Here is a 12,682-nt window from a genome sequence, read left to right as displayed (position 1 = left end):
ATCTATAGTCGATCAAAGAGTTGCGGCTCGATCGGGACAGATGGGTTCCATCCGCCGCGGTCGAAATACTAGAGCATTTCCCCGTTTCACTGAATCGGGGAAATGCTCTAGGTCATTGAGTTTACGCGTTTTCTTTGCGCGAACCGGTATCCACTTCGCTCGAAAACGACCTAGCCTTCCGTCTCCGCCACCGTGGTCGGCGCCGCGGCCGGCACTGTCGGTCCGAAGACCGCCTCGAAAGCCACGCGCAGCACCGAATCAACCTCTCCCATGCTCACCGGCAGGCCGAGGTCGGCAAGGCTCGTCACCCCGTGCTCGCGCACGCCGCAGGGCACGATGCCGCCGAAATGGGACAGGTTCGGCTCCACGTTCAGCGAAATGCCGTGGAACGTCACCCAGCGCCGCACCCGGATGCCGATGGCGGCGATCTTGTCCTCGCCGCCGCCGCGCTGGCGGACCCAGACGCCGACCCGGTCTTCCCGCCGCTCGCCGGTGACGTTGAAGGCCGACAGGGTTGAGATGATCCACGCCTCCAGCGCGCTCACATAGCGCCGCACGTCCGGCGAGCGGCGCTTCAGGTCGAGCATCACATAGGCCACGCGCTGGCCGGGGCCGTGATAGGTGAACTGCCCGCCGCGCCCGGTCTCGTAGACGGGAAAGCGCGCGTCCACGAGGTCCTCGGGGCGGGCGCTGGTGCCGGCGGTGTAGAGCGGCGGGTGCTCCAGCAGCCACACGCACTCTCGCGCGGCGCCCTCGGCGATGGCGGCGACCCGTGCTTCCATGGCGGCGAGCGCGGCGGGGTAGGAAATGGGGCCGTCGCTGACGGCCCAGTCCACGGCCGGGGCGTCGGCGCCGGTCGGCTGGAATTGGGTTTCGAGGCTGGCGCGGGGGGCGGAGGCGGTCATGGACAGATGCTTTAATCCATCGCGCCGCGGGGTCCAGTCCTCAAAGCTTCCCGTGGGGTCTCGGTTTGAATCTCTGCCGCTCCGACTGGGCGCACAATCGACCCCTCCCCCGCAAGCGGGAGGGGGGTGGCAATGGTGCTCCATTTCAAACGGGGACACCGCCAGGCATCCCGTGCCACCTTGCGGTCAGGCTGACGGGACAGGCTGGCGTCCTCTCTGGTTTCGCGCCCAATTCCCCGATGGCGGCCTCAACCCGATCGGATGCGGCCCGCCCGCTGGGATGCGTCATCCACAGGCTGGAGGCGGATTGCGCGGGGGGCGCGGGAGACACTTGTAGCCGCCAATACGATCTGTTAGACGATGGCCCCCGGCTGGGAGCGGTCCTTACAGGAACCCCCGGACGGAGCCATCCCTGACTGCGGTCGTGGCGGAATTGGTAGACGCGCTAGCTTGAGGTGCTAGTGGGGAGACCCGTGGAGGTTCGAGTCCTCTCGTCCGCACCAGTGGATTGGTGCGCTTGCAGCGCACGGCGTGCAAGCCACGAAACAGGCGGCCTTCGGGCCGCCTTTTTCGTTTTGGCTCCACCTCGTTTTGGTTCCGCCTCGTTTGGGCCCCTATGCGTCTCACTCAGGCGCCTTCGGCACCATGTGCACCACCTTGTAGCCGCGCTCGGCGAGGGCGCGCAGGAAGGCGGGAATCATGGCCGCGGTGTAGGTCTTGGTGTCGTGGAACAGCACGATGCCGCCGCCGGCCGCATCGAGGCGCTTCAGCACCAGGTCGAGCTCCGCCTCGGGGGTCATCACGTTCCAGTCGCTGGCCCAGAAATCGGCGCCGAACACGGCGATGCCCTTGCCATCCAGAAAGGTGAGTAGATCGGGCGTCGAGGCGAAGCCGGGGAAGCGGAAGAAGGGCACCCGCGGCGTCGGCCCGCTCGCGCCATAGGCGGCCGCTTCGTCGGCGGCGATGCCGCGCTCGATCTCCTTCACCGCCGCTTCGAACGGCATCTTGGCCAGGGTCGCGGCGGGATGGGTCAGGGTGTGGTGGGCGATGGTGTGGCCCTCCGCCAGGGCGCGGCGCACCAGCTCGGGCCGCGCCTTCGCGTTCTCGCCGATGAGGAAGAAGGTGGCGTGGACGCACTCCGCCTTCAGGGCGTCGAGGATGGCGACTGTGGTCTTGGGCCAGGGGCCGTCGTCGAAGGTGAGCACCACCTCCCCGGGCGCCAGCGGCAGGGTGCCGGGAAACGACTTCGTCCCCACCCGCACGCCCCTGGGGTCAAGTTCCAGAACGCGCGCGGTGCCCAGGGCGTCGGCGCGCCCGGGGCAGGGGGAGGCGGCGTGCGCGCTTGAGCCGGCGGCCGCAAGAAGGAAGAGACCAAGCGTTGCGGCGCGCCGCAGGGAGGCTGTCATGGCGTTTTCCGCGTGGTCCTTTCGTTCACCCCGCGGGAGCAAGGGGTGTTGTGCCCGCGTTCGGCCCGGACTGTGTCATGCCCGCTCCCGGGTGTTTCGCGTCAGCCCGACGGGGCAGGGCCGTCCCTGTCGCGCCATGGGCCGGCACACACAGCCGTGATACCGGGCGGCTGTAATTCCACGCCTTTGTGGCGAATAACAGCCCAACGAACATGTGGAGGATGCCGTGCGCCATGCCAACCTTCTCGCTCGGATCGTCGTATCTGCCACGTTGGCGGTCCTGCCCGCCTCCGGCGCCCGGACACAGGGCCTTCTGAGGCATACCGACATGCAGGGCCCGGCGATGACGCAGGCCGAGATGACACGGGACGAGGTGATCGCCCTTCTCGCCGCCGCCACGCTCGAGCATCCCGCCGATCTCGCGGGCAAGCAGCTCAACGGCCTGGATCTTTCGGGTCTCGACTTGCGCCACGCGCGGTTGCGCACCGCGCGCCTCAACAAGGCCCGGCTCATGGGCGCGCGCCTGGACGGCGTGGTGCTGGATCAGGCGTGGCTCATGGGCGCGGACCTCAGCGATGCGCATCTGGCCGGCGCCAGCCTCTTCGGTACCCAGATGATCGGTGCGCGCCTCGATCGGGCGGATCTCGCCGGCGCCCGCATCACCGCCAATCTCACTGGCGCCAGCTTGGCGGGTGCCCGGCTGGCGGGGGCAGACCTTTCCGCGGACATGCGCAACCAGTCCATGGGCCTGATGCGCGGGGACCTCACCTCGGCGAATCTTGCCGGGGCCGACCTTACCGGCGCCAATCTTGGACGAACCATGCTCGAATATGCCGACCTGTCCGGCGCGGACCTGTCCCGCGCGAATCTCACGGGAGCGGAGCTCGGCGGCGCGAACCTCACCGGGGCGACGGTCGCCGGCGCCATGTTCACCGGTGCGGACGTGAACTCGGCACGCCTTTTGGACCTGCGCGGCCTCGATGAAGCCATCGGCTTCGACCGGGTCAGGAACCTCGACCTCGCCGTGCGCCCCGCACTTCGCTGATTGCGCGAGGCCGCCCAAAGGGCGGATCAGAAGTCCGGCGCTGCGGGCAGGGCTGCCGCCCGGGCCATAGGGCTGCGGCATCTTCCGGATAAGGCTTCACAAACGGCTGCCTTCCCTCTAGAGCGACGGACGGGTGCCGATCCGTCCCTGTTGCTTGGCGGGACTTCCTGCCCCAGATCCCCGACCCCGTGCCCGAACCCTTGAGCGGAGCGGGCACCCGACCCCCGCCTCGAAGACCGGGAGGACCCCATGCGCGAGGATGCCGACGCGCCTGTCGCTGAAGGTGCGGATGCCGCGCCCGAAGTCCGCGACGCCGACGGCACCCTGGCCGACGGCTTCCGCGAGGCCATCCGCGAGGCCATCGCCGCGCGCGATGTGGACCGGCTGACGGCGCTCACCGGCGATCTCCATGAAGCCGACATGGGCGACCTCATCGAGGAGCTGGACGGCGACGAACGCCGCCGGCTCATCGAGCTGCTGGGTCCCGCCTTCGACTTCACCGCGCTGACCGAGCTGGACGAGACGGTTCGCCTCGGCATCCTGCGCGGGCTGTCGCCGCTCACCATCGCGCGCGGCATGCGCGACATCGATTCGGACGATGCCGTCTACATCCTCGAAGATCTCGACGAGGAAGAGATGGCGGCGGTGCTGCAGCACCTGCCGGCGCCCGAGCGGGTGGCCCTGCGGCGCTCCCTCGACTATCCCGAGGACAGCGCCGGCCGGCGCATGCAGACCGAGTTCATCGCCGTGCCGCCGTTCTGGACGGTGGGCCGCACCATCGACTACATGCGCGAGACGCCGGACCTGCCGGAGACCTTCTACGAGGTGTTCGTGGTGGATCCGGCCTACCGGCTGGTGGGCTCGGTTTCCCTCGACCGGTTGCTGCGCACCCGGCGCACCATGCTCGTGACCCAGGTGAAGACCGAGCACCTGAAGGGCGTGAAGGCCACCGACGACCAGGAAGACGTGGCGCGCATGTTCGAGCGCTACAATCTGGTCTCGGCCCCGGTGGTGGACGATGCGGGCCGGCTCGTGGGCGTCATGACCATCGACGACGTGGTGGACGTGATCCAGGAGGAGGCCGACGAGGACCTGCGCGCCCTCGCCGGCGTGGGCAGCGACGAGGAGCTCTCCGACAGCGTCGCCTATACGGCCAAGAGCCGCTTTCCCTGGCTGGTGATCAATCTCGGCACGGCCTTCATCTCCGCCTCCATCATCGGCCTGTTCGAGGCCACCATCGAGAAGATGGTGGCGCTGGCGGTGCTCATGCCCATCGTCGCCTCCATGGGGGGCAATGCCGCCACCCAGACCATGACGGTCGCGGTGCGCGCGCTCGCCACCAAGGAATTGTCCAGCCACAATGCCCGCCGCATCGTCTCGCGCGAGGTGCTGGTGGGGCTGTTCAACGGGCTGGCGCTGGCCTGCCTGCTCGGCCTCATCGCCGGACTGTGGTTCGCGAATGCGCAGCTCGGCGCCGTCATCGCCAGCGCTCTGGTGTTGAACATGATGGCGGCGGGCCTGTTCGGCATCCTCATTCCGCTCGCCATCTCGTGGCTGAAGCTCGACCCGGCCGTGGCATCGGGCGTGTTCGTGACCACGGTGACGGACACGGTGGGGTTTTTTGCCTTCCTCGGCCTCGCCACCTGGTGGTTCGGCGCCTAGATCGCGGGCGCCGTCGCGCCAGGGGTTGCGATTCGAGCGGTGGATGGCCCCTTCAAGATGCAAGGCTTCTGGCGTGGGTGCCGCGTGCCGGAATGCCAGCACCCCTTGCGCCGCCGGGGAGTCTGTCGGAAAATCAATCGTGTGCCGCACCTCGTGCGTGATCTGATGCGGCCCCGGCCAGCCTGCAACGCCGCCCATGAAGGAGGGCCCTGCCATTCCCCGCCGACAGGGCAGCCCTGGTTATCGTTCTCTACTGGCGGGCCTGATGGCGCTTGCGCTGCTGGTGGCGGGCCTTGTCACGGTCTTCGTGCTGGCCGGCCTGCGCCAGGACGACACGGCGCGCACCCGTGAGCGCGACGCGCTGCTCGCCTCCCTGCGCGCCCGCGAAACGGTGATGGAGCAGGCGCTGGTCGCCACCAACGACGAGCAGGAAGCGCTCCACCATCTGGCGCTCGGGGACATGACGCCCCTGCATCGCCGCTTCGGCATGAAGCTCAATACCGGCTTCGGCTTCGAGTTCGTCTACATCACCGACGCGAAGGGGCAGGTCATCTATTCCTCCGAGCGCGGCGAGCAGAACCAGCTGCGGGCGTTCGGCTGGATCCGCCCCGCCGTCGCGCGGGCCCTCGCCGACGGGCAGAAGGCGGCGCTCTCGGGCGTCGTCGCCACCCAGGATGCGGCGGGGCTCATGGTGGCCCGGCCGTTCGACGTAAAGGTTGAGGGGCTCCATGTGGCGCAGCCGCTGGTGGCCATCACCGTGGACGTCATCGACCCCGAGTTCCTGCGGATGGTGGGCGCCCCCGCCAGCCTGGAGGAGGTGGAGCTGATCCAGCAGCCGCGTCAGGGCGGGCCGCATACGGGCATCTTCATCCCCAACCTCTATGACGGCTCGGAGGCGGAGCTGGTGTGGCGGGGCGCGCATCCCGGCAGCAAGATGCTGTGGGGGCTGTTGCCTGCGGCGGCCGTGCTCACGTCCCTTCTCGCCGTTCTGTTCCTGGTGCTCATGGTCCGGGCGCGCCGGATGGCGGCCGACCTCGTCGCCAGCGAGGCCAGGGCGCGGGAGCTGGCCGCGCGGGATTACCTGACCGGCCTGCTCAATCGCGGCGCCTTCATCGCGGCGCTGGACGCCGCCATCGCCCGGCGCCGGAACGGGGAGACGCTGGCGCTGCTGTTCGTGGATCTCGACGACTTCAAGGTGATCAACGACAGCGCCGGCCACGCCGCCGGCGACGACCTGCTGCGCGCCTTCGCCCGGCGGACGGAGGAGGCCCTGGGGGAAGGCAGCGTCGTGGCACGGTTCGGCGGCGACGAGTTTGTGGCCGTGGTTCCGTGCCGGGAGGATGGCGACCTCGATCGCACGGTCGCGCGGCTGTTCGAGGCGCTGGCCCTTCCGGTGCTGCTGGAGGGGGGTGGCGAGATGAGCCTGAGCGCCTGCGTCGGCGCTGCGCGGCTGCCCCAGGACGCGGCCAACAGCGCGGACCTGTTGCGGCTCGCCGATGTGGCCCTCTACCAGGCCAAGGCCGATGGCACCGGCCTCTATCGCCTGTTCGAGCCGGGGTTCGACGCGGCGCGGGTCGAGCGGCGGCGCATCGAGGCGGAACTCGTGGTGGCACTGGACAAGGGCGAGATTACGCTGGTCTACCAGCCCCAGGTGGATGTGGAGAGCGAGCGCATCGTCGGCTTCGAGGCGCTGGCGCGTTGGGACCATCCTACCCAGGGACGGCTGTTGCCGGGCGCCTTCCTGCCCGTGGCCGAGACCTCGCGCCTCATGGGCCGGTTCGACGCCTATGTGCTGCGCACGGCCCTGCTGGACGCGCGGGCGCTGCCGGGCGTGACGCTGTCGGTGAACCTGTCGGCGCTGAACCTGCGCAAGGGGGCGATGTACGACATGGTGGTCGCGGCGCTTGCCGAAAGCGGGTTCGATCCGGCCCGGCTGGAGATCGAGATCACGGAAAGCGCCATCCTCGACGCCGCGAGCGAGGGACAGGCGGCGCTTGAAAAGCTGCGGCACATGGGGGTGCGGCTCGCCCTCGACGATTTCGGCACCGGCCATGCCTCGCTGGTGCATGTGCGGCGCTTTCCCATCACCAAGATCAAGATCGACAAGTCCTTCATCCTCAACATGGGCACCGACCGGGATGCGTCGGCCATCGTGGAATATGTGATCCGGCTCGGCCGCTCCCTCGGCATCACCCTGACCGCGGAAGGGGTGGAGACGCGCGAGCAGTTGCGCTTTCTCAGGGCCTTCGGCGCCCAGCAGGCGCAGGGCTATCTGTTCGCGCCGCCGCTGCCCCTCGTGGCCGCCGCCGCCATGCTGGAGCGGCAGCACGTGGCAGATGCCGGTCTCGCGGGAGCCCAAGCGCCCGAGGTGGCGACCCAACGGCACGCACCGGGCTGAACATTATTTTCTTTTAAAGAAAATAATGTTCTCTATAAGAGGGGCTGCCCCGGCCTGGGGCACCCGGTCGTGCATCTCAGCCGTGCACGGTCTGCATCAGCGTCGTGCCGTGACATGGCCTGCTGCGGCGATGAGGCGCCGTTCCGGTCTTGCCTTTGCGCGATGCGGTGGACACAAGTTCGGTGAACATCAAAGCCCGCGAGCGGCGCTGCCTTCCCCTGGACGAGGCGCGCCGCGGCTGGCGGGGTGACGTATTTGGGGGATGTGGTGATCGAGACCAAGCCCATCGACGGAAAGGCGTTCGCAGCCGGGCTGCGGGCCCGCATCGCGCAGGAGGTGGAGCGCCTGGGCGCCGCCCACGGCCTGAAGCCCGGCCTTGCCGTGGTCCTCGTGGGCGAGGATCCGGCCAGCCAGGTCTATGTGCGCAACAAGGCGGCCCAGACCCTGGAAGCCGGCATGACCTCCTTCGAGCACAAGCTCGCGGTGGACACGCCCGAACCGGAACTGCTGGCGCTGATCGCCAGGCTCAATGCCGATCCGGCGGTGAACGGGATTCTGGTTCAGCTGCCGCTTCCCGCGCAGATCGATGCCATGAAGGTGCTCTCCACCATCGATCCCGCCAAGGACGTGGACGGTTTCCATGTGGTGAATGCCGGCCGCCTTGCGGTGGGCCTCGACGCGCTGGTGCCGTGCACACCGCTCGGCTGCGTGATGCTGCTGAAGCACCATCTGGGCAACCTTTCCGGCCTCAAGGCCGTGGTGGTGGGGCGCTCCAACATCGTCGGCAAGCCGGCGGCGCAGCTGCTGCTGAAAGAGGATTGCACCGTCACCATCGCCCATTCGCGCACCCGCGACCTGCCGGGCGAGTGCCGCACCGCCGACATCCTCATCGCCGCCGTGGGCCGCCCGGAAATGGTCCGGGGCGACTGGATCAAGCCCGGCGCCACCGTGATCGACGTGGGCATCAACCGCATTCCCAAGCCCGACGGCAAGACGCGGCTCGTGGGCGACGTGGCCTATCAGGAAGCGCAGGGCATCGCCGGCCTGATCACCCCGGTTCCGGGTGGGGTCGGCCCCATGACCATCGCCTGCCTGCTCCAGAACACCCTGACGGCTGCCAAGCGACAGGCCGGGGTGGAATGAGCAAGGGCCGGAAAATGAGACAAGGGCCGGTGAGCATGGCTCACCGGCCCTTGTCCTGAGAAGGCGACGATTCTGATCTCGCGGCCGACTGCGGCGGCTGCCGTTTAAGATCACAAGCCTCAGATCACGACCAGCGCGCCGACCAGCAAAGCCAGCGGTGGCAGCCAGACCATGGCGAGGGCAAGTTGATGCCGGCCGCGGCGCCACACCATCAGGCCGATGGCAGGGGCCAGCACGCTGATGGCAAGGGTCGAGCCCCAGCCGGCGACGGCCGAGGCTTCGCCGTTGGCGCCTTCCTGAGCACCAAAGACGAATCCGGAGATGGCGATCAGCAGAATCGCAAGCCCGGCGTTCGCCAGCAGCCCCAGGCTGATGGCGAGCTTGAGGGCGAGCGGCGCGGCCGCAGCCCGATCAGGCGTGGTCACGTCGCTCGAAGACTCAGCCGATGGCGCGATCGCGGATGGCGACGCCCTTTTCCTCAAGGAAGGTCGCCAGTTCGCCGGCCTGGAACATCTCGCGCACGATGTCGCAGCCACCCACGAACTCGCCCTTGATGTAGAGCTGCGGAATGGTCGGCCAGCTGGCGTAATCCTTGATGCCCTGCCGGACGGCGTCGTTTTCGAGCACGTTCACGCCCTTGAAGGGGACGCCCACATGGTCGAGGATCTGCACCACCTGACCGGAAAAGCCGCACTGCGGAAACTGGGGCGTGCCCTTCATGAACAGGACCACGTCACCAGACTTCACGATGGCGTCGATGTCTTCACGAATACCCATGGTCTCAAATCCATTTTGATCGGCCGAACGAGGGCCAGCATTCCTCAAGATCGACCCTCGCGCGCCAAAGCGCAAGGGGGCTCCATGGGGGCATTGTGCACTGCCGCGTGAGCGCCGGCGCGGGCTCTAGTCCGGCGCGGCGGTCTGGAGGGCGAGGGCGTGGAGCACGCCCCCCATGTTGCCCTTGAGCGCGGCATAGACCATCTGGTGCTGCTGCACCCGGCTCTTGCCGCGGAACGCCGCCGACACGATGCGGGCGGCAAAATGGTCGCCGTCCCCCGCCAGGTCCTCGATCACCACCGTCGCGTCGGGCAGAGCGTCCTTGATGAGCTGCTCGATCTCGCGGGCATTCATGGGCATGGTCGCAAGTCCTCAAAACGGCGGAGCGGTCAGGATGAGGCGCCCATATAGATGGGCAGCCACGTCTCGTGCCGGTCACGCAGTGATTCTACAACTATCGAGCGGTCGTCGGGGAGGATCAAGCGATCTCCGCCGGTCTTGCCGATCTTGACCATGGGCACGCCGGCCATTTCCGCCTTGTGGATCACCTCTGCGCTCTGGCCGGCGGGCACCGTCACCACGTAGCGGGCCTGGTCCTCGCCGAACCACCACGCGTAGGGGTCCATGCCGGCCGGCGGGTCTTCGAGCGAGGTCCCCACGCGCCCGGCCATGGCCATCTCGGCGATGGCGATGAGGAGGCCGCCGTCGGAGACATCATGCACGGCGGTGGCGAGGCCGTCGCGGATCAGGCCGCGCACGAAGTCGCCGTTGCGCTTCTCGGCGATGAGGTCCACCGGGGGCGGCGCTCCATCCTCGCGCTCGCAGACGGTGGCGAGGAAGGCCGACGCCCCGAGCCAGCCCTGGGTCTTGCCCACCAGCAGAACCGGCTCTCCGGCGGCCTTGAAGGCCAGGGTCATGGAGGTGTGCAGGTCCTCGATCAGGCCGACGCCGCCGATGGCCGGGGTGGGCAGGATGCCCTTGCCGTTGGTCTCGTTGTAGAGGCTCACGTTGCCCGACACGACCGGGAAGTCCAGCGCCTCGCAGGCCGCCCCGATGCCTTTCACGCAGGCCACGAACTGGCCCATGATCTCCGGCTTTTCGGGATTGCCGAAATTGAGGTTGTCGGTGACGGCGATGGGGGTCGCGCCTACGGCGGTCAGGTTGCGCCAGGCTTCCGCCACCGCCTGCTTGCCGCCCTCGAAAGGATCGGCCTCGCAATAGCGCGGCGTCACGTCGGTGGTCAGGGCCAGGGCCTTGGGGCCGTCCTCGATGCGGACCACCGCCGCGTCGCCGCCGGGCCGCTGCACCGTGTTGCCGAGGATGAGGTGGTCGTACTGCTCCCACACCCAGCGCTTGGAGCACAGGTCCGGCGAGGCGATGAGCCGCTCCAGGGCGTCGGCCACCGACGCATTGGTGCGCACGTCCTCGGGGGCCACCACCGGACGCGGCAGCGGCTCCTCATAGGGGCGGCGGTATTCGGGAGCCTGGTCGCCCAGGTCCTTGATGGGCAGGTCCGCTTCCACCACGCCGTTGTGCTTCACCACGAAGCGCAGGGTATCGGTGGTGCGGCCGACGATGGCGAAGTCCAGTCCCCATTTGCGGAAGATGGCCTCGGCCTCCTCCTCCTTGCCGTCGGCGATCACCATGAGCATGCGCTCCTGGCTCTCGGACAGCATCATCTCATAGGCGCTCATGCCGGTTTCGCGGCAGGGCACGGCGTCGAGGTTCAGTTCGACGCCCAGGCCGCCCTTGGCCCCCATCTCCACCGCGGAACTGGTGAGGCCGGCGGCGCCCATGTCCTGGATCGCCACCACGCAGCCCGCCTTCATGATTTCGAGGCAGGCTTCCAGCAGCAGCTTCTCGGCGAAGGGGTCGCCCACCTGCACGGTCGGGCGCTTCTCCTCGGCGTCGGCGCCGAACTCGGCCGAGGCCATGGTGGCGCCGTGGATGCCGTCGCGCCCGGTCTTGGAACCGAGATAGACGATGGCGCGGCCCACGCCGGTGGCGGCCGCGTAGAAGATCTCATCCGTCCTGGCGAGGCCCACCGCCATGGCGTTGACCAGGATGTTGCCGTTGTAGCGCTTGTGGAAGCCCACCGAGCCCCCAACCGTCGGCACGCCGAACGAATTGCCATAGCCGCCGATGCCGGCCACCACGCCCGCCAGCAGCCGCCGGGTCTTCACATTGTGGCAGTCGCCGAAGCGCAGGAAATTGAGCGCCGCGATGGGCCGCGCGCCCATGGTGAACACGTCGCGCAGGATGCCGCCCACGCCCGTCCCGGCACCCTGGTAGGGCTCGATGAAGGACGGGTGGTTGTGGCTTTCCATCTTGAAGATGACCGCTAGGCCGTCGCCGATGTCCACCACGCCCGCATTCTCGCCCGGCCCCTGGATCACGCGCTTGCCCTTGGTGGGCAGGGTGCGCAGCCAGACCTTGGACGACTTGTAGGAGCAGTGCTCGTTCCACATGGCGGAGACGATGCCAAGCTCGGTGATCGACGGCTCGCGGCCGATCAGCTTCACGAAGTGCTCGTACTCCTCGGGCTTCAGGCCATGCTCGGCCACCAGCTCCGGGGTGATGCGGGACGTGTTGGGGATGGAGTTCACAGCGGTTCGATCCGAGTTGAGGGGCGTGCTCACGCCGCCTTCAGGGCTCCGGCAAGGCTCTCGAACAGGCCGCGGCCGTCGGTGGGGCCGATTTCCGGCTCGATGTAGTTTTCGGGGTGCGGCATCATTCCAAGGACGTTGAACTTCTCGGAATAGATGCCGGCGATGCCGTTGATGGCACCGTTGGGGCCGTCGGTCTGGTCGATCTGGCCGTCGCGGCGGGCGTAGCGGAAGGCGACGCGCCCATCATGTTCCAGCCGGGTGATGGTGCCCTCGTCCGCCGTGTAGTTGCCCTCGCCGTGGGCGACGGGAATGCGGATGAGGTCACTCTTGCGATAGGCCTTGGTGAAGGCGGTGTCGGCCCGCTCCACCCGCAGCAGCACCTCGCGGCAGACGAAACGCAGGCGGGCGTTGCGCACCAGCACCCCCGGCAGCAGGCCGGCCTCGCACAGGATCTGGAAGCCGTTGCAGATGCCGAGCACCAGGCCGCCCCGGGCCGCATGGGCGCGCACGGCATCCATGATGTTGGCGCGCGCCGCAATGGCGCCGCACCTTAAGTAGTCGCCGTAGGAGAAGCCGCCGGGCAGCACGACGAGGTCGGTGCCGGGGGGCAGTTCATGCTCGGCGTGCCAGACCACCTGCGGCTTCGCGCCCGCGACAAGGCGCAGTGCGCGCACGGCGTCCTGCTCACGGTTGGAGCCAGGGAAGAGGATGACGGCTGGTTTCATGATCTCTCAATG

At 68.3% G+C, this 12,682-nt stretch carries 11 protein-coding genes and 1 tRNA gene; 5 read left to right on the top strand and 7 right to left on the bottom strand.

The window, feature by feature from the left end:
- Positions 1 to 170 precede the first annotated feature (170 nt).
- Entirely contained in the window at positions 171 to 905 is a 735-nt protein-coding gene (gene lipB, locus V5F48_RS08890; RefSeq protein WP_394258397.1) for a lipoyl(octanoyl) transferase LipB, read from the bottom strand.
- Positions 906 to 1,323: 418 nt separating this feature from the next.
- On the opposite strand from lipB, the gene V5F48_RS08885 reads away from it, so the two are divergent.
- Positions 1,324 to 1,408: transfer RNA gene (locus tag V5F48_RS08885), tRNA-Leu, on the top strand.
- Positions 1,409 to 1,528: 120 nt separating this feature from the next.
- On the opposite strand, the gene V5F48_RS08880 is transcribed toward V5F48_RS08885, so the two are convergent.
- Positions 1,529 to 2,311, bottom strand: coding sequence for a polysaccharide deacetylase family protein (locus V5F48_RS08880; RefSeq protein WP_394258396.1), 783 nt, complete (start codon positions 2,309 to 2,311; stop codon positions 1,529 to 1,531).
- 226 nt (positions 2,312 to 2,537) lie between these two features.
- Between V5F48_RS08880 and V5F48_RS08875 the strand changes: the two genes are divergently transcribed.
- The 4 genes from V5F48_RS08875 to folD all read left to right on the top strand — a co-directional run bounded on the left by V5F48_RS08875 (position 2,538) and on the right by folD (position 8,559).
- Complete coding sequence (locus V5F48_RS08875) at positions 2,538 to 3,356, top strand: pentapeptide repeat-containing protein (protein ID WP_394258395.1); 819 nt, start codon at positions 2,538 to 2,540, stop codon at positions 3,354 to 3,356.
- A gap of 249 nt (positions 3,357 to 3,605) precedes the next feature.
- Positions 3,606 to 5,018 carry a magnesium transporter gene (gene mgtE, locus V5F48_RS08870; RefSeq protein WP_394109405.1) on the top strand — a complete coding sequence of 471 codons (1,413 nt, stop codon included), beginning with the start codon at positions 3,606 to 3,608 and terminating at the stop codon, positions 5,016 to 5,018.
- A gap of 265 nt (positions 5,019 to 5,283) precedes the next feature.
- A complete protein-coding gene (locus V5F48_RS08865) occupies positions 5,284 to 7,416 on the top strand; it encodes a putative bifunctional diguanylate cyclase/phosphodiesterase (protein ID WP_394258394.1) in 2,133 nt (710 codons plus the stop codon).
- A gap of 267 nt (positions 7,417 to 7,683) precedes the next feature.
- Positions 7,684 to 8,559, top strand: a complete 876-nt coding sequence (gene folD / locus V5F48_RS08860) for a bifunctional methylenetetrahydrofolate dehydrogenase/methenyltetrahydrofolate cyclohydrolase FolD (protein ID WP_394258490.1) — start codon at positions 7,684 to 7,686, stop codon at positions 8,557 to 8,559.
- Between the two features lie 119 nt (positions 8,560 to 8,678).
- Here folD and V5F48_RS08855 read toward each other — a convergent pair whose 3' ends face one another.
- The 5 genes from V5F48_RS08855 to purQ all read right to left on the bottom strand — a co-directional run bounded on the left by V5F48_RS08855 (position 8,679) and on the right by purQ (position 12,670).
- A complete protein-coding gene (locus tag V5F48_RS08855; protein ID WP_394109407.1) occupies positions 8,679 to 8,984 on the bottom strand; it encodes a hypothetical protein in 306 nt (101 codons plus the stop codon).
- A gap of 13 nt (positions 8,985 to 8,997) precedes the next feature.
- Positions 8,998 to 9,336, bottom strand: a complete 339-nt coding sequence (grxD, locus tag V5F48_RS08850) for a Grx4 family monothiol glutaredoxin (protein WP_394109408.1) — start codon at positions 9,334 to 9,336, stop codon at positions 8,998 to 9,000.
- 126 nt (positions 9,337 to 9,462) lie between these two features.
- Positions 9,463 to 9,696 carry a BolA family protein gene (locus V5F48_RS08845; protein WP_394109409.1) on the bottom strand — a complete coding sequence of 78 codons (234 nt, stop codon included), beginning with the start codon at positions 9,694 to 9,696 and terminating at the stop codon, positions 9,463 to 9,465.
- A 29-nt stretch (positions 9,697 to 9,725) separates the two neighbouring features.
- Positions 9,726 to 11,975: a phosphoribosylformylglycinamidine synthase subunit PurL gene (gene purL / locus V5F48_RS08840; protein WP_394258393.1), complete on the bottom strand. Its 2,250-nt coding sequence runs from the start codon at positions 11,973 to 11,975 to the stop codon at positions 9,726 to 9,728.
- Positions 11,972 to 12,670 carry a phosphoribosylformylglycinamidine synthase subunit PurQ gene (gene purQ / locus V5F48_RS08835; protein WP_394258392.1) on the bottom strand — a complete coding sequence of 233 codons (699 nt, stop codon included), beginning with the start codon at positions 12,668 to 12,670 and terminating at the stop codon, positions 11,972 to 11,974. The genes purL and purQ overlap by 4 nt, the downstream gene beginning before the upstream one ends.
- Positions 12,671 to 12,682: the final 12 nt, after the last annotated feature.

Origin of the sequence: Xanthobacter autotrophicus ATCC 700552 (assembly GCF_043194565.1) — a bacterium.
GTDB lineage: Bacteria > Pseudomonadota > Alphaproteobacteria > Rhizobiales > Xanthobacteraceae > Xanthobacter > Xanthobacter autotrophicus_F.
The sequence above is the reverse complement of the archived record's forward strand: the minus strand, read 5'-3'. Positions and strand labels throughout refer to the sequence as shown.

What these genes read in the sequence shown, in the direction of transcription:
- lipB (WP_394258397.1), bottom strand. Translation starts at nt 905, where the DNA reads ATGACCGCCTCCGCCCCCCGCGCCAGCCTCGAAACCCAATTCCAGCCG.
- V5F48_RS08880 (WP_394258396.1), bottom strand. Translation starts at nt 2,311, where the DNA reads ATGACAGCCTCCCTGCGGCGCGCCGCAACGCTTGGTCTCTTCCTTCTT.
- mgtE (WP_394109405.1), top strand. Translation starts at nt 3,606, where the DNA reads ATGCGCGAGGATGCCGACGCGCCTGTCGCTGAAGGTGCGGATGCCGCG.
- V5F48_RS08865 (WP_394258394.1), top strand. Translation starts at nt 5,284, where the DNA reads ATGGCGCTTGCGCTGCTGGTGGCGGGCCTTGTCACGGTCTTCGTGCTG.
- grxD (WP_394109408.1), bottom strand. Translation starts at nt 9,336, where the DNA reads ATGGGTATTCGTGAAGACATCGACGCCATCGTGAAGTCTGGTGACGTG.
- V5F48_RS08845 (WP_394109409.1), bottom strand. Translation starts at nt 9,696, where the DNA reads ATGCCCATGAATGCCCGCGAGATCGAGCAGCTCATCAAGGACGCTCTG.
- purQ (WP_394258392.1), bottom strand. Translation starts at nt 12,670, where the DNA reads ATGAAACCAGCCGTCATCCTCTTCCCTGGCTCCAACCGTGAGCAGGAC.